Below are 15,512 nucleotides of genomic sequence, written 5' to 3'. Positions count from 1 at the left end.
AACCGGGGACTACTCGAAGGAGTGCTCGGGGCCGGGGAAGGTGCCGCCGCGGACGTCGTCGGCGTACTCCCGGGCCGCGCGCAGCAGCTCGGCGCGCAGGTCGGCGTACTTCTTGACGAAGCGCGGCACCCGCCCGCCGGTGAACCCGGCCATGTCGGGCCACACCAGCACCTGCGCGTCGGTGTCGACGCCCGCGCCGATGCCGATCGTCGGGATCCGCAGCTCCTTGGTCACCTCGCCGGCGATCGCGGCGGGCACCATCTCCAGGACGACGGAGAACGCGCCGGCCTCCTCGACCGCGTGCGCGTCGGCGCGCAGCTGCTCGGCGCCGGCGCCGCGGCCCTGCACCCGGAACCCGCCCAGGGCGTGCTCGCTCTGCGGGGTGAACCCGATGTGCGCCATGACCGGGATCCCCGCGTCGACCAGCGCCCGGATCTGCGCGGCCACCCGCACCCCGCCCTCGAGCTTGACCGCCTGCGCCCCGCCCTCCTTCATCAGCCGGAAGGCGTTCTCCAGCGCCTGCTGCGGGCCGGCCTCGTAGCTGCCGAAGGGCATGTCGGCCACGACCAGCACCCGCGAGGTGGAGCGGGTCACGGCCTTGGTGAGCAGCAGGATGTCCTCGACGGTCACCGGCACGGTGGAGGTGTGCCCGAGCACGACGTTGCCCGCCGAATCGCCGACGAGCAGCACCGGGATGCCGGCCTCCTCGAACACCGACGCGCTGACGGTGTCGTAGGCGGTGAGCATCGCCCACTTCTCGCCGCGCTCCTTGGCCTGCTGGAGGTGGTGGACGCGCACCCGCGCGGTCGACGTCCCCCCGTACAGCGGCGACTCGGTCATGCCTGGGCTCCCTCGCGGACGGTCGGCAGGGTCTCCCGCCAGCGGTTGGTGATCGGCAGCCGGCGGTCCCGGCCGAACGCCTTGAGGCTGATCTTGGTGCCGGGGGCCGACTGCCGGCGCTTGAACTCCGCGGCGTCGACCAGCCGCAGCACCCGCGCCACGACCTCGGGATCGTGCCCGCGCTCGAGCAGCTGGGCCATGCCGAGGTCGCGGTCGACGTAGTCGGCGACCACCGCGTCGAGCTCCTCGTAGGAGGGCAGCGAGTCGGTGTCGACCTGCCCGGGCGCGAGCTCGGCCGACGGCGGCTTGTCGATCGAGTTCTGCGGGATGGGCTCGGTCTCGCCGCGGTCGCGGGCGTACGCGTTGCGCCAGCGGGCCAGCTCCCACACCAGGGTCTTGGGCACGTCCTTGATCGGCGCGAAGCCGCCGGCGGAGTCGCCGTACAGCGTCGAGTAGCCGACGGCGACCTCGCTCTTGTTCCCGGTGGTCAGGAGCAGGTGCCCGTGCTGGTTGGACAGCCCCATGAGCAGCGTGCCCCGCACCCGCGCCTGCAGGTTCTCCGCGGCGACGCCGGACAGCTCCACCGACGTCTCGTACGCGTCGACCATCGGCTTGATCGGCACCACGGAGTAGTGCAGCCCGGTCCGCCGGGCCAGGTCCTCGGCGTCGGACAGCGAGTGCTCGGTCGACCACCGCGACGGCAGCCCCACCCCGTGCACCCGGTCGGCGCCCAGGGCGTCGACGGCGAGCGCGGCGCAGACCGCCGAGTCGATCCCGCCCGACAGCCCCAGCACGACCGAGGGCATGCCGTTCTTGTCGATGAAGTCCTTCAGCCCCAGGACCAGCGCGCGCCAGACCTCCTCGCAGTCGCTCAGCGGTTCGGCGACCGTCCCCGGCCGCGCCTCGAACGGCGCCACCGGCTCGGTCGAGACCACGTGCCGGGTCACGGTCATCGGCCCGATCCGGCCCTCCCGCCGCTCGGGCACCGACGCCGGGTCGATCGCCAGGTCGACGGTCGCCAGGTGCTCGACGAACTGCGGGGCGCGGGCCAGCAGCGTGCCGTCGGCGGAGACCGCCATCGAGTCGCCGTCGAAGACGAGCTCGTCCTGCCCGCCCACCTGGTTGCAGTAGACGATGGTGGCCCGCGCCTCGGCCGCCCGGCGGCGCACCAGCGGCAGCCGCAGGTCGTCCTTGGCCCGCTCGTAGGGCGAGGCGTTGGGGGAGAGGACGACGTCCACCCCGGCCTGGCCGGCGACCCCGCACGGGCCGCCCTCGACCCACAGGTCCTCGCAGATGGTCAGGGCGACGTCCACCCCGTGCAGCCGGACCACCGGCAGCTCGGTGCCGGGCACGAAGTAGCGGGCCTCGTCGAAGACCCCGTAGTTGGGCAGGTGCCGCTTGTAGTAGCGGACGACGACCTCGCCGCCGTGCAGCAGCGCGGCCGCGTTGCGCGGAGCGCCGTGCCGCGGGTTGGCGTCGGCCGGCCGGTCCTCCTCGGCCGTGGGCGGCTCGTCGACGGCGGCCGGGCCGGGCCCCTCGGTGTGCGCCAGGTAGCCGACGACCACGGCGGTGTCCCCGAGCCCGCGGCGGCCGAGCTCGGCGGCCAGCTCCACCAGCGCCCGCTCGCTGGCCCGGGCGAAGGACTCGCGCAGCACCAGGTCCTCGGGCGGGTAGCCGGTCAGGGTCATCTCGGGGAAGACGACGACGTGCGCGCCGGCCTCGGCCGCCCGCGCCGTCCAGTCGACGACTAGCCCGGCGTTGCCGGTGACGTCGCCGACGCGGGTGTCCACCTGGGCGAGGGCCACTCTGAGCTGCAGCTGTTCTCCCACGCGCCCATCCAACTCCGCGCTCCCGGGGGCGGCGAGGCGGGTCCCGGGTGACGCACTCAGCCGCCGAGCAGCGCCGCCAGCTGGTCGGCGTGGTCGCGCTGGTGGCCGGGGAGGAAGGCGAGGAGGTCGGCCACGGTGACGGGTCCGTCGGTCTCGTGCACGCCGGCCCGGTCCAGCTCCTCGGGCCGCAGCCCGGCCACGCTGCGGACCAGCGCCGCCTGGGCCGCCCGCAGGTGCTCGACCAGCTGCACCGGCGGCACCGCCCGGTAGCCGGCCAGCCGGGCCGGGTCGGTGGGCACGAAGTCGGGCAGCAGCGGCCGGTCCTCGGTGCGCAGCCGGTAGATGCGCTCGGTGAACACCAGCGCGCTGTCGCGCAGGTGGCCGGCGACCTCGCGCGGGGTCCAGTCGAGCTCCGCGGAGTACGCCGGGAAGTGGCCGAGGCGCTGCAGCTCCGCGCGCGCGGCGGGGGAGAGGCGGGCGTCCCAGCTCTCGCAGGCGAGGGCGCGGGTCAGCCGGACGTCCACGCGCGCCTGCTGACGGGCCAGGGAGTCGGTGGTCTCGGCGACGAGGTCGCGTACGGCGGTCATGCCCTCGGAGCCTCCCGAGCCGGCGGCGGCCTCCCCAGGGCCTTCCGGCTCCCCGGGGTGTGAGCTCGGTCTCAGTCCGGCGTCCCCGACGCGCGGGGTACCGGGGCGTGTGCCCGCGGCGCGGACCGGGCAGGCTGGGGGAGCCGACACACCCCGGCGGTTCACACAAGGGCAACGAGCGGACTGGATCATGGCCAGCATGGACCGACAGCAGGAGTTCGTCCTGCGCACCCTCGAGGAACGCGACATCCGCTTCGTGCGGCTGTGGTTCACCGACGTCTCGGGCTACCTCAAGGCGGTGGCGGTGGCGCCGGCCGAGATCGAGGCGGCCTTCGCCGAGGGCATCGGCTTCGACGGCTCGGCGATCGAGGGCTTCGCCCGCGTCTACGAGTCGGACATGCTCGCCAAGCCCGACCCCGGCACGTTCCAGGTGATGCCCGCCCGCGCCGGCCGGGCCAGCGACACCGCGCGGATGTTCTGCGACATCACGCTGCCCGACGGGTCGCCGTCGTGGGCCGATCCGCGGCACGTGCTGCGCCGTGCGCTGGGCAAGGCCGCCGACATGGGCTTCACCTTCTACACCCACCCCGAGGTGGAGTTCTTCCTGCTGAAGGACCTGCCCACCGACGGCAGCCCGCCCGAGCCGGCCGACACCGGCGGCTACTTCGACCTCTCCACGCACAACGTGGCGCACGACTTCCGCCGGGAGGCGGTCTTCGCGCTGGAGGCCATGGGGATCTCGGTGGAGTTCAGCCACCACGAGGTCGCGCCGGGCCAGCAGGAGATCGACCTGCGCTACGCCGACGCGCTGTCGATGGCCGACAACATCATGACCCTGCGGCACGTGGTCCGGGAGGTCGCGCTCGGCCAGGGCGTGTACGCCACGTTCATGCCCAAGCCGTTCACCGACCTGGCCGGCTCGGCGATGCACACGCACCTGTCGCTGTTCGAGGGCGACCGCAACGCCTTCCACGACCCGGCCGACCCGATGAAGCTGTCGACGACCGGCAAGCAGTTCATCGCCGGGCTGCTCGCCCATGCCCGCGAGGTCACCGCCGTCACCAACCAGACGGTCAACTCCTACCGCCGGCTGCTGGCCGGCACCGAGGCGCCCACCGCCGCCACCTGGGGGCGGGCCAACCGGTCGGCGATGGTGCGGCTGCCCAGCTACAAGCCGAGCAAGGCGCAGTCGGCCCGGGTGGAGGTCCGGACGCCGGACTCGGCCTGCAACCCCTACCTCACCTTCGCCGTCCTGCTCGCCGCCGGCCTGCGCGGGATCGAGAAGGGCTACGAGCTGCCGCCCGAGGCCGAGGACGACGTCTGGTCGCTGACCGACACCGAGCGGCGCGCGGCGGGGTACGAGGACCTGCCCGTGTCGCTGGGCGAGGCGCTGACGGCGATGCAGGGCAGCGAGCTGGTCGCCGAGACCCTCGGCGAGCACGTCTTCGAGTTCTTCCTCCGCAACAAGTGGGAGGAGTTCAACTCCTACCGGCAGAACGTCACGCCGTTCGAGCTCAAGCGGTACCTGCCCGGCCTCTGACCCCGGGCGGCGTCACCCGACCCGGTCGCGGCCGTGCCCGTGGGCCTCGCGTGTGCGAGGCTCCGCGGGCCCGGCGACGCTCGGGGAGGGCAGGTGGCGATCGATCGCAAGGGGACGGCGCGGCGGCCGGACCCCGTGCTGCTCGCCGGCGCGCTCCTGGTCGTCGCGCAGACCGTCGTGCGCGCCCTGGTCGTCGTCCCCTCGTACTACTCGCAGGACGACTTCCACCACATGTTCCTGGCCCGCGAGCTGGGGCTGTCCGCCGAATACCTGGTCCGGGACCACAACGGGCACCTGGAGATCGGGCTCAACCTCGTCGTCTGGCTGCTCGGCCGCGACGCCGGCCTGTCGTTCCTGCCGGCCGCGCTGTGCCTGCTGACCCTCCAGCTCGTCGCCTCCTGCCTGCTGCTGGCGGTGCTGCGGCAGGTCGCCGGCCGGTCCCCGTGGCTGCTGGTCCCCCTCGCCGGGTACCTGTTCACCCCGCTGGCCCTGCCGGTCGCCACGTGGTGGGCCGCCGGGCTGGAGGCGCTGCCGCTGCACATCGCCCTGCTCACCGCCCTGCTGGGCCTGCTCCGGGCGCTGCGCGGCGGGTCGCGGTGGTGGACCGCGGTCGCCGTCGCGGGGCACGCGCTCGGGCTGCTCTTCTACGAGAAGGCGCTGCTGGTCCTCCCCGCGCTGCTGGCCTTCCTGCTGCTGGTCGAGTGGGCGGGCGAACCGCCGGGCGCCCGGCTGCGGCTCCTGGTCGGCAGCCGGGCCCTGCTGCTGCCGCACGTGCTCCTCACGGCGGCGTACGTCCCGCTGTACCTCTCCGTCGTGGACTCCACCGCGTCGCTGGACGTCGACCCGGGGCGGGCGCTGTCGGCGGCCGGCGAGACGGTCTCGCGGCTGCTGCTCCCCGGGGTGCTCGGCGGTCCCTGGACCGGCGGCGCGGAGAACACGGTGTTCCCGGACGTCGGGTCGCGGCGCGCCCTGCTCGCGGCCCTGGTCGTGCTGGCCGTCGTCGGGGTCAGCGTGTGGCTGCGGGGCCGGCGGGCGGTGCAGGCGTGGGTGCTGGTGTGCGGCTACGTCGCCGTCGACCTCGCGCTCGTGCAGGTCGGGCGCGCCGACTTCCTCGAGCACGTCGTCCGTGACCCGAGGTACCTCACCGACGCCCTGCCGGTCGTCGCGATCGGGACCTGCGCCGCGTTCGCCCGGCCGCCCGCGGGCCCGGGCGCGCAGCCGCGGGCGACCGCGGCCCGGTCCGCGGCCCGGTCCGCTGCCGGGCCCCTGGCCGCCGTCGCCGCGCTGGTGGCCAGCTGCCTGTTCTCCACCGCGGCCCTGGCCGAGGACGTGCAGCACCGCGACTCCCGGGACTACGTCGAGGGCGTGGTCGCCGCGATCGACGGCGACCCGGCGGCGTCCGTGCTGAACACCGATCTGCCGTTCGGGATCAACCTCTTCCCCGAGCCCGCCGACGTGCGCGAGCTGCTGCAGACCCTCGGGGTGGAGCGGGAGTTCGACCGGCCGGGCACCGACGTCCGCATGTTCGACGGGGAGGGCCGGCTCTGGCCGGTCCAGCTCCTCGCCCCCCGGCTGCAGGCGACCGGGCCGGTGGCCGGGTGCGGGTGGCGGCTGGGCCAGGGCTGGCAGCGGGTGGGGGAGCTGGCCGGGGGCGACCCGGACCTCGCGGTGCTCCAGGTCGCCTACCTGAGCGGGGCGGAGGCGACGCTGCACCTGTCGGTGGGCGGGGACCAGCAGCAGCTCGAGCTGCCGCCGGGTCTGGGGCGAGCGAGCTTCGTCGTCACCGGGCAGCAGGGCCCGGTCGAGGTGCGGGGAACGGGCGTGGCGCCGGGCACGGTGTGCGTGGACGGCGTCGCCGTCGGCACGCCGTGGCCGGACCAGCGGGGCTGAGGCCGGTCAGCGGAGGACGGCGTCCCCCACGACGCCGGCCCCGACGCACAGCCGGAGTCCCGGGGTCTGCACCGCCACGAGCAGCTCGCCGCCGCCGCCGGTGAGCCGGAGGTAGAGGACGCCGACGCCCTCCCCGACCGGGGCGCGCACCGGGTCCCCGGCCGGCAGTCCCACGGCGACGGTGCCGTCCCGGTCGGCGACGTAGCCGAACCGGGCCGTCCACTCCGCGTCGGGCACGGGGCCGTCCAGCGCGACCGCGGTGGGCGCCCCGGGGACGACGGACCAGCCGCACACCGGCACCGGCCCGGGGACGACGGTCACCACCGGCTCGACCTCGGCCGGCCGCAGCACCCCGGCGTCGTCGAGCATCCGCAGCTCCGTGGTCCAGGCGGCGAACGGCGGCCGGTCCTCCAACGGCGACAGCGCGTGCGAGAGCACGTGGTGCGGGTGGAAGTCGGGCCCGAGCACGTCGGCGGGGGCCGGCTGGTCGAGCAGCGGGGCGGGGCCCGCGGCCGCGAGTGAGACGCGCGCGGCGGCGAGCCAGGCGCCCGTCCGGTCGTCCTCCCAGGCCCGGCCGTGGGAGACCGTCGCCGTCAGCGCGTTGACCACGAACACCGCCGTGGCCGCGGTCCAGGCGACGGCCGTCGCGGCCCGGCGCACCGGAGGGCGCACCGGGCCGCGGTCCGTGCCGGCAACCGCGGTGCCGCGACGGCCGCGGAGGGGCAGCACCGCGAGCATCGCCCCCGCGGCGGGGAGCAGGACGGACTCCACCGGGTAGTAGCGGCCGGCGAGCGGCAGGACCTCGCCCAGCCCCAGCGAGCCCCGGCCGGCGGCGGCCATGACCAGTCCCGCGGCGCAGGTGCCGAGCGCCAGCAGCCAGAGCAGGACCGCACCCCGCCGGCGCGCGCAGGTCCAGAGCGCCGCGGCCAGGACGACCAGCGCGCCGGCCCGGACGACCCCCGGCTGCAGCACCGCCAGCGGGGTGGCGCCCGGGAAGGTGTCCCACTCCGTCGGCCCGCCGGACACCGCGGCGGCCAGCACGCGGAAGCCGGTCCGGACGGTGCGCACGACGTCGTCCGTGCCGCCGGCGCTCACGGGCGGGTCGGTCCGGGTGCCGAGGTAGACGGCGGCCCAGGCGCCGGTCACGGCGAGCGCGGCGGTCCACAGCAGCCACCCGCGGCGCAGCGCCGCGACGACCGGCCACCGCGTGCCCTCGGTCACCAGGACGACGGCGACCACCCCGACGCCGATCCACGGCAGCAGGAGCGCCTTGAGGTAGAAGAGCAGGGTCCCCGCGTAGACCAGGGCCGCGCGCAGCGCGTACCAGCGGGAGCCCGTGCGCACCAGCTGCACGGCCTCGGCGAGGAAGCACGCCAGCCCGATCTGCAGGGGCAGCGAGTTCAGCGAGGCGGCCCACCACGTGAGCGAGCCCAGCGTGAGCGGGGTGAACAGGCCGACCGCCAGCGGGACCAGCAGCAGCGGGCGGTCGCCGAGCAGGACCCGCAGCAGGCGCCACAGCGCCAGCGAGGCGAGCAGCTGCAGCACGACCAGCACGAGGGTCGCCGCCCACCACTCCAGCGGCCCGAGGCGTTCGACCACCCCGGCGAGCAGGAACGCGCCGGGCATGAAGTGCCCGTCGTAGTCGGTGGCCAGGTAGGACGGCGACAGCAGCGAGCCGACGTCGGCCAGGTGCAGCATCCGGAGGTCGTCCCCGTACCAGTCGCGCCCGGCCACCAGCCACCAGCGGACGAGCACCTGGGCGGCGACCAGGGCCAGGGCGGCGTCGCGGACCCAGCGGGCCGACGGCCGGGCGGGGCCCTCCGGGGCAGGCACGGTGGCCCGGTCCTCGGTCGCCACCGGCATCCGCTGCCTCCTCCACACCACGGGCGGGCCGCGGTCGGACAGGAGCGCGATCGTAGGGCGGCCGACCGAGGTCCCGCACGGTCTCGTCCTCCCGGCCGGACGGGGGTCCGCGGCTAACCTCGACGCGTGTCCGACCGCCCCGCGCGCCTGCTCGTCGTCGTCCCGAGCCCGACCGACCCGCCGGCCCGGCTGGGGGAGTGGCTGCGCGAGGCGGGCCTCGAGCTCGACGAGCGGTCGGTGCGGGAGGGCGACGGGCTGCCCGCCGACCTGACCGGCCACGACGGCCTGCTGGTGATGGGCGGCCCGCAGTCGTCCCTGGACGACGACGAGACCTCGCCGGAGCTCGTCGGCGTCCGGCACCTGCTCGCGCAGGCGGTGGCGGCCGACCTCCCCGTGCTGGGCGTCTGCCTGGGCGCCCAGATGCTGGCGATGGCCGGCGGCGGACGGGTCCGGGTCGGCGTCGAGGGCCCCGAGGTGGGCGCCACGCTGGTCGCCAAGCGCGACGCCGCCGAGCACGACCCGCTGTTCGGGCCGCTGCCGCTGTCGCCGGACGTCGTCCAGTGGCACCACGACGAGATCAGCGAGCTGCCGGCCGGCGCGGTCCTGCTGGCGAGCAGCCCGCAGTACCCGAACCAGGCCTACCGGGTCGGCCGGCACGGCTACGGGCTGCAGTTCCACGTCGAGACGACGCCGCAGACGGTGCGGGCCTGGGCCGACAGCGACCCGGTCGGGGTGGCCGCCTCGCCGTACGACCCGGCCGAGCACGAGGCCCGCGCCGCCGCGACCGCCGACGACCTCGCCGCGGTCTGGAAGCCGTTCGCCGCCCGCTTCGCCGAGCTCGTCCGCGCGGTCGCGGAGGCCCGCTCGTGACCGGGCTCGCGGGGTCACGCACGGGCAGAGCACGCCCCGGCACGAGGACGGCGGGCGCCGGCGAGGAGGTCTCGTGACCGCGGCGCAGGAGCGGGAGATCCCGCGGCGGGCCGTCGTCCGGCTGGTCCGCTTCGGCTTCCAGGACGGCGAGAAGGCCGCCGAGCTGCTGTCCGACCCGGCGCTGGGTCTCTGGGACCTGGAGCGCAACGAGCCGGCCGACCCCGAGGCCGGGTCCGTCGTCTCGGCGCTGGCCCGCGCCGGGGACCCGGACCTCGCCCTGTTCTCCCTGCGCCGGCTGGTGGAGTCGCTGGACCGCGACGACCCCTCCGGCGGCGCCGCGGCCACCCTGCTGGCCCGGCTCCGCGGCTCGGCTCAGCTGCGCAGCCGGCTGCTGGCGGTGCTCGGCGCGAGCTCCGGGCTGGCCGACCACCTGGCCGCCCACCCGGGCGACTGGCAGGAGCTGGACGACGACGGCGACGGCGAGGGCCGCGGCGCCACCCGGCCCACCCCGCAGGGCCTGCAGCGGCAGATGCTCGAGGCGGTCGGCGCCGACCCCGACGACCCGCCGTGGGGCGTGCGCCTGGGCCGCGGCGCCCCGGACGCCAGCCCGCAGCGGGTCGCGGCGCTCCGGCTGGCCTACCGCCGGGCGATCCTCTCGCTGGCCGGCCGCGACCTCGGCGACGGGCTGGCCGCCGAGGAGGCCGCGGCCGAGCTCGCCGACATCGCCGCCGCCGTCCTCACCGCCGGCCTGGCCGTCGCCGTCGCCGAGCAGCCGGAGTCGGCCGCCCCGTGCCGGCTGGCGGTCATCGCGCTGGGCAAGACCGGCGGCCGCGAGCTCAACTACGTCAGCGACGTCGACGTGGTCTTCGTGGCCGAGCCCGTCGACCCCGCCGACCCCGAGGCGCCGGCGATCAGCAGCGCCACCCGGGTCGCCGCGGCCCTGATGCGCGTGTGCCGGGAGGCGGCCTGGGAGGTCGACGCCGCCCTGCGCCCCGAGGGCAAGGCCGGCGCGCTGGTCCGCACCCTCAACGGGCACACCACCTACTACCGGCAGTGGGCGCACACCTGGGAGTTCCAGGCGCTGCTGAAGATGCGGCCGGTGGCCGGGGACCCCGACCTGGGCCGCGCCTACGTCGAGGAGCTGTGGCCGCGGGTGTGGGAGGCCGGCGACCGCCCCGGCTTCGTCGCCGAGGTGCAGGCCATGCGCCGGCGGGTGGAGGCCAACATCCCGGCCGGCCAGGCCGACCGCGAGCTCAAGCTCGGCCGCGGCGGCCTGCGCGACGTCGAGTTCGCCGTCCAGCTGCTGCAGCTGGTGCACGGCCGGGTCGACGCCTCCCTGCGGGTGGGCGGCACGCTGCCGGCGCTGCGGGCGCTGTCGGCCGGCGGCTACGTGGGCCGGGACGACGCGGCCACGTTGATCGCCTCGTACCGCTTCCTGCGCACCGTCGAGCACCGGCTGCAGCTGCTGCGGCTGCGCCGGACGCACCTGCTGCCCACCGACGAGCAGCAGCTGCGCTGGCTGGCCCGCTCGCTGGGCTACAAGCCCGACCACCGCGGCGACGCGGTCGCGGTGCTCGACGCCGAGCTGGCGCTGCACACCCGCGAGGTGCGCCGGCTGCACGAGAAGCTCTTCTACCGCCCGCTGCTGTCGGCGGTGGCGAAGGTGCCGGCCGAGGCGGCCCAGCTGGGCTCGAAGGCGGCCGGCGACTGGCTGCGCGCGCTGGGCTTCGCCGACCCCGAGGGCGCCCTGCGGCACATGGGCGCGCTGACCGGCGGGGTCTCGCGCTCGGCATCGATGCAGAAGTACCTGCTGCCGGTGGTGCTGCAGACGCTGGCCGCCTGCCCGAACCCCGACGCCGGCCTGCTGGCCTACCGGCAGGTCAGCGAGGCCCTCGGCGGCAACCAGTGGTTCCTGCGGCTGCTGCGCGACGAGGGCCAGGTGGCCGAGCGGCTGGCCCAGCTGCTCGGGTCCAGCCAGTACGTGGCGGGACTGCTGTCCCGGGCGCCGGAGGCGCTGCGGCTGCTCGCCGACGACGACGAGCTCGAGCCGCGCTCCGCCGCCGCGCTGACCTCGGCCTGGCGGCAGGCGGCGGGGCGGGCGCCGGACGCCGAGGCCGGCATCCGGGTGCTGCGCGGGCTGCGCCGCCAGGAGCTGCTGCGGGTGTCGTCGGCCGACCTGCTCGGCCGCCTCGACGTCGTCCGGGTGGGCCGCGCGCTCACCGACGTCGCCGTCGCCACCCTGCGCGTCGGGCTCGACGTCGCCGTGCGGGCGCACGCCGCGCAGGCCGGCATCGCGCCGCAGGACCTGCCGGTCGACATGGCGGTCATCGGGATGGGGCGCCTCGGCGGCGGCGAGATGGGCTACGGCTCGGACGCCGACGTCCTCTTCGTGTCCCGGGCGCGCCCGGGCGCGGACGAGTCCAAGGCGACCGCGGCGGCCAACACGATCGCCCACACCCTGCGCCGGCTGCTGGGTCAGCCGGCGCCCGACCCCGCCTTCGAGGTGGACGCCGACCTGCGGCCCGAGGGGCGGCAGGGCGCGCTGGTCCGGAGCCTGGAGGCCTTCCGCGAGTACTACGAGCGGTGGGTGTCGGTCTGGGAGGTCCAGGCGCTGCTGCGGGCGGTGCCGGTGGCCGGCGACGAGGCGCTGGGCGCGGCGTTCGTGGAGATGGTCGAGCCGATCCGCTACCCGGCCGAGGGGCTCACCGGCGAGCAGGTCGCCGAGATCCGCCGGATCAAGGCCCGGGTCGAGCGGGAGCGGCTGCCCCGGGGCGCCGACCCGGCCACCCACACCAAGCTCGGCCGGGGCGGGCTCGCCGACGTCGAGTGGACCGTGCAGCTGCTGCAGCTGCAGCACGCGGCGGGCGACGACCGGCTGCGGGTCCCCTCGACGGTGGAGGCCCTGGACGCGCTGGTCGCCGCCGGGCACCTGGACACCGAGCAGGGGGAGGCGCTGCGGGCGGCCTGGGAGCTGGCGTCGCTGGCCCGCAACGCCGTGTTCCTCGTCCGGGGGCGGCCCAGCGACCAGCTGCCGCGGCCGGGGGTGGAGCTCGCCGGGGTGGCGCGGGCCAGCGGCGCCGGGCCGGACGTCGACCCCGGCCAGTTCCTCGACGACTACCGGCGCACCACGCGGCACGCCCGCACGGTCGTCGAGCAGGTGTTCTACGGGACCCCGCCGAACGGCTAGTTCCGGGACTGGCGTGTCGCGGTCGACCGGGACCAGGCTGGGCGGACGCACGGGGAGCCCGGTCCGAGGGGCCGGGGAGTCGCAGCGACCCGGAGGTCCGTCGTGCCACCCACGTTCGTGCGCTCGCTGGCTGCCGAGTTCCTGGGCACCGTGCTGCTGGTGCTCCTCGCCGTCGGCTCGGCCGTCGCGGGCTTCGACCTGCTCGGCCCGGTCGGGGTCGCGTTCGCGTTCGGCTTCGTCCTGCTCGCCCTCGCCTACGCCATCGGCCCGGTCTCCGGGTGCCACGTCAACCCGGCGGTCACGCTCGGGGTGCTGCTGTCCGGGGGGATGACCGTCCGGGAGGCCGCCGGGTACTGGATCGCCCAGTTCGCCGGGGGCATCGCCGGCGCGGCGTTGCTGGAGCTCCTGACCAGCGACTTCGGGGACGTCACCGACCAGACCGGCGCGCTGGGCAGCAACGACTGGGGCGCCACGATCAGCGGCGGCGGCGCCTTCGTGCTCGAGGTGCTGCTGACCTTCGTGCTGGTGTTCGTGGTCCTGCTGGTCACCGGCCGGGCCGCCGCCCCGGGGTTCGCCGGCCTGGCGATCGGCCTGACGCTGACCGCCGTCCACCTGGTGGGCATCCCGCTCACCGGCACGTCGGTCAACCCGGCCCGCTCCCTCGGCCCCGCGCTGTTCGCGGGCGGCGAGCCGTTGGAGCACGTGTGGCTGTTCGTTCTCGCCCCGCTGCTCGGCGCCCTCGCCGCGGTGGCCGTGGCACGGGTCCTGGCCACACCGGCCGTGCGGCCCGACGACGAACGGGGCGCCCCGGCGGGCGACGGGGTGGTCGACCGGACCGGGGCGGAGCTGCCGGCCGAGCCGGACGGACGGCGGCCCGCGCGCCGTCGGTGACCCGTCCGGTGGACCTGCACGTGTGAGCCGGTCCCCGCGGGGGGAGGGTGCAGCAGTGACGCATGCCCAGACCGGCCCAGCGGCGGACGACGAGCGCGGGGCCACGATCACGCCCTACCGCGACGGCCCACTGATCGTGCGCGGCGACTTCCGCCTGGTCGACCCCGACGGCGTGGAGATCGACCCGGGTCGCGACACGGTGGCGCTGTGCCGCTGCGGGAAGTCGGGCATCAAGCCCTTCTGCGACGGCACCCACAAGCGGTCGGGCTTCTCCGCCCCCAGCGCACCCAGCCGACCGCGGCCGGCCGCGCAGCTGGTCCGCGAAGCGCGCACGGAGGACCCGCCCGCGGACCGCCCGGAGGACTAGCCGCGGCCCTCGAAGGCCCGCGCCATCCGCTCCTGCTGCCCGAGCACCTCGCCCATCCGGCTCTGCACGGCGTCGAGCTGGGAGATGACCTCGCTGGTGGCGAGGATGCCCGCCGACACCTGCTCGCTGCTGACCTGGATCCCGGCGATCTGCTCGGACACCCTCTTGGTGGCCGCGGCCGTCTCCCGGGCGAGGTCCTTGACCTCGCTGGCGACGACGGCGAACCCGCGGCCGAGCTCGCCGGCGCGGGCGGCCTCGATGGTCGCGTTCAGGGCGAGCAGGTTCGTCTGGTCGGCGATGCCGGAGATGATCTGGATGACGTCGCCCACCGCGGCCGACGCGGTGCCCAGGGCCTCCACCTCGGCGGTCATCGACGACGCCTGCGCGACCGCGCCCTCGGCCACCCGGCCGGCCTCGTCGGCGGCCTCGCGCAGCAGCGACACCGTCTCCAGCAGGGCGCGGGAGTTCGCGGCGTCGGCCTCGGCCCGGCGCAGGACGTCGAGCCGCTGCGAGACCAGCTGCTGCACGTTGCGCAGGGCCGCGGTGCGTGACTCGGACAGGTCGATGGTCTCGGTGACGAAGAAGTCCATGGTCCCGACGACCCGCCCGTCGGACATGACCGGGAAGCAGACGCCGGACTTGACGCCGGCCCGCTGGGCGGCCGGCCGGCGCACGCAGTCGGTCACCTCGCCCAGGTCGCGGACGAAGACGAGGTCCCGCTCGCGCCACGCCCGGCCGGAGAGCCCCACGCCCTCGGCGAAGCTCGCGGAAAGCGTCACCTTCCGGAACTCCTCACCGGCCGAGCCGGACTCGACGCTGAAGCGGAGGACGCCCGCCTCCTCGTCCAGCGCCCAGTAGGAGCCGTAGGCCCAGCCGAACGCGGTGCGGACGGTGTCCAGCGCGGTGCGCATCGCCGACTCGGCGTCGGTGGCGTCGCCGACCCGGCCGACCACGGTGGTGACGGCCTCCCGGTCGTGCAGGGTCTCCTGCAGCTGGGCGGTGGTCAGCGCGGAGCGCCGGGCGTGTGCGGCCACCCGGCCGATCGCCGCCCACTTCTCGGAGCGGCCGCCGAAGAACGGCAGCTCGCTGCGGGAGTAGTACTCCTGCAGCGCCACGACGCGGTCGTCCTCGACGATCGGCAGCACGCAGCCGTGCCGCGCGCCGGCGGCGGCCGCGGTGGCCCAGCGCCGGCAGGTGCGCGTCTCGGTGGTCGGGTCCACGAGCACGGGACGCCGCTCGCGCACCGCCCGGCCGCCGAGGCCGTCCTCGGGGGCCATCACGTCCTCGCGGCGCCACCGGGCGCCCATCGCGGAGGCGAGCTCGCCCTGCTCGGCGACGAGCCGGAAGCCGCCGTCGGCCGGCATCCAGATGCCGCCGTAGGCCAGCCCGAGGGCCCGGACCATCGTGGTGGTCACCGTGACGTGCGCGTCGGCCTCGCTCGTGACGCCCTCGTCCAGCGCGGCGAGCACCTGCTCGAGCGCCTCGACGTCGCGGGGCATCGGCGTCGTCCCCGGGGTGGCTGATGGGGCGGAGTCGGTGCGTCGCCACATGGCGGGTGGTCCTCCGGGGGTCGAGAGACGGCACACTCCTTTCGGCAGTGCACGCAGCATCTCCACCCGAGACCGTGCCGTTCAGCTGGTGCCGCCGG

At 76.1% G+C, this 15,512-nt stretch carries 11 protein-coding genes; 6 read left to right on the top strand and 5 right to left on the bottom strand.

Annotation, left to right across the window (positions count from 1 at the left end; translation table 11 throughout):
• Positions 1-9: 9 nt before the first annotated feature.
• Genes panB through ACI8AX_RS17920 form a run of 3 tightly spaced genes read right to left on the bottom strand, consistent with a single transcriptional unit; the run spans position 10 to position 3,256 of the window.
• Entirely contained in the window at positions 10-840 is an 831-nt protein-coding gene (gene panB / locus ACI8AX_RS17930) for a 3-methyl-2-oxobutanoate hydroxymethyltransferase (protein WP_456551204.1), read from the bottom strand.
• Positions 837-2,669, bottom strand: a complete 1,833-nt coding sequence (locus ACI8AX_RS17925) for an NAD+ synthase (protein WP_456551203.1) — start codon at positions 2,667-2,669, stop codon at positions 837-839. Before ACI8AX_RS17925 ends, panB begins: the two co-directional genes overlap by 4 nt.
• Positions 2,670-2,725: 56 nt before the next feature.
• Positions 2,726-3,256 carry a DinB family protein gene (locus ACI8AX_RS17920; RefSeq protein ID WP_456551202.1) on the bottom strand — a complete coding sequence of 177 codons (531 nt, stop codon included), beginning with the start codon at positions 3,254-3,256 and terminating at the stop codon, positions 2,726-2,728.
• Positions 3,257-3,455: 199 nt separating this feature from the next.
• Here ACI8AX_RS17920 and glnA point away from each other — a divergent pair, with 199 nt between their 5' ends.
• Both glnA and ACI8AX_RS17910 read left to right on the top strand, forming a co-directional pair.
• Positions 3,456-4,796, top strand: coding sequence for a type I glutamate--ammonia ligase (gene glnA / locus ACI8AX_RS17915; protein WP_456551201.1), 1,341 nt, complete (start codon positions 3,456-3,458; stop codon positions 4,794-4,796).
• 93 nt (positions 4,797-4,889) lie between these two features.
• Positions 4,890-6,686, top strand: coding sequence for a hypothetical protein (locus tag ACI8AX_RS17910; protein ID WP_456551200.1), 1,797 nt, complete (start codon positions 4,890-4,892; stop codon positions 6,684-6,686).
• A 6-nt stretch (positions 6,687-6,692) separates the two neighbouring features.
• On the opposite strand, the gene ACI8AX_RS17905 is transcribed toward ACI8AX_RS17910, so the two are convergent.
• Positions 6,693-8,549: a hypothetical protein gene (locus ACI8AX_RS17905; protein ID WP_456551199.1), complete on the bottom strand. Its 1,857-nt coding sequence runs from the start codon at positions 8,547-8,549 to the stop codon at positions 6,693-6,695.
• A 126-nt stretch (positions 8,550-8,675) separates the two neighbouring features.
• Between ACI8AX_RS17905 and ACI8AX_RS17900 the strand changes: the two genes are divergently transcribed.
• The 4 genes from ACI8AX_RS17900 to ACI8AX_RS17885 all read left to right on the top strand — a co-directional run bounded on the left by ACI8AX_RS17900 (position 8,676) and on the right by ACI8AX_RS17885 (position 13,864).
• A complete protein-coding gene (locus ACI8AX_RS17900; RefSeq protein ID WP_456551198.1) occupies positions 8,676-9,419 on the top strand; it encodes a type 1 glutamine amidotransferase in 744 nt (247 codons plus the stop codon).
• Positions 9,420-9,492: 73 nt separating this feature from the next.
• Entirely contained in the window at positions 9,493-12,606 is a 3,114-nt protein-coding gene (locus ACI8AX_RS17895; protein ID WP_456551197.1) for a bifunctional [glutamine synthetase] adenylyltransferase/[glutamine synthetase]-adenylyl-L-tyrosine phosphorylase, read from the top strand.
• Positions 12,607-12,708: 102 nt separating this feature from the next.
• The gene (locus ACI8AX_RS17890) at positions 12,709-13,497 is read left to right on the top strand and encodes an aquaporin (RefSeq protein ID WP_456551196.1); all 789 of its coding nucleotides are present in this window, start codon (positions 12,709-12,711) and stop codon (positions 13,495-13,497) included.
• 55 nt (positions 13,498-13,552) lie between these two features.
• Positions 13,553-13,864 (top strand): CDGSH iron-sulfur domain-containing protein, encoded by a 312-nt coding sequence (locus tag ACI8AX_RS17885; RefSeq protein WP_456551195.1) that lies wholly within the window; start codon positions 13,553-13,555, stop codon positions 13,862-13,864.
• Here the strand turns inward: ACI8AX_RS17885 and ACI8AX_RS17880 are convergent.
• Positions 13,861-15,414, bottom strand: coding sequence for a methyl-accepting chemotaxis protein (locus ACI8AX_RS17880; protein WP_456551194.1), 1,554 nt, complete (start codon positions 15,412-15,414; stop codon positions 13,861-13,863). The two genes, ACI8AX_RS17885 and ACI8AX_RS17880, sit on opposite strands and share 4 nt — an antisense overlap.
• Between the last annotated feature and the right edge of the window lie 98 nt (positions 15,415-15,512).

It is taken from the genome of Blastococcus sp. SYSU D00813 (genome assembly GCF_054050735.1).
Note: the sequence above shows the minus strand (reverse complement) of the source record. Positions and strands in the feature narration are given on the sequence as shown.

Excerpts from the sequence above, each read along its gene's own strand:
- ACI8AX_RS17920 (WP_456551202.1), bottom strand. The coding sequence starts at position 3,256 with ATGACCGCCGTACGCGACCTCGTCGCCGAGACCACCGACTCCCTGGCC.
- ACI8AX_RS17905 (WP_456551199.1), bottom strand. The coding sequence starts at position 8,549 with ATGCCGGTGGCGACCGAGGACCGGGCCACCGTGCCTGCCCCGGAGGGC.
- glnA (WP_456551201.1), top strand. The coding sequence starts at position 3,456 with ATGGACCGACAGCAGGAGTTCGTCCTGCGCACCCTCGAGGAACGCGAC.
- panB (WP_456551204.1), bottom strand. The coding sequence starts at position 840 with ATGACCGAGTCGCCGCTGTACGGGGGGACGTCGACCGCGCGGGTGCGC.
- ACI8AX_RS17880 (WP_456551194.1), bottom strand. The coding sequence starts at position 15,414 with ATGTGGCGACGCACCGACTCCGCCCCATCAGCCACCCCGGGGACGACG.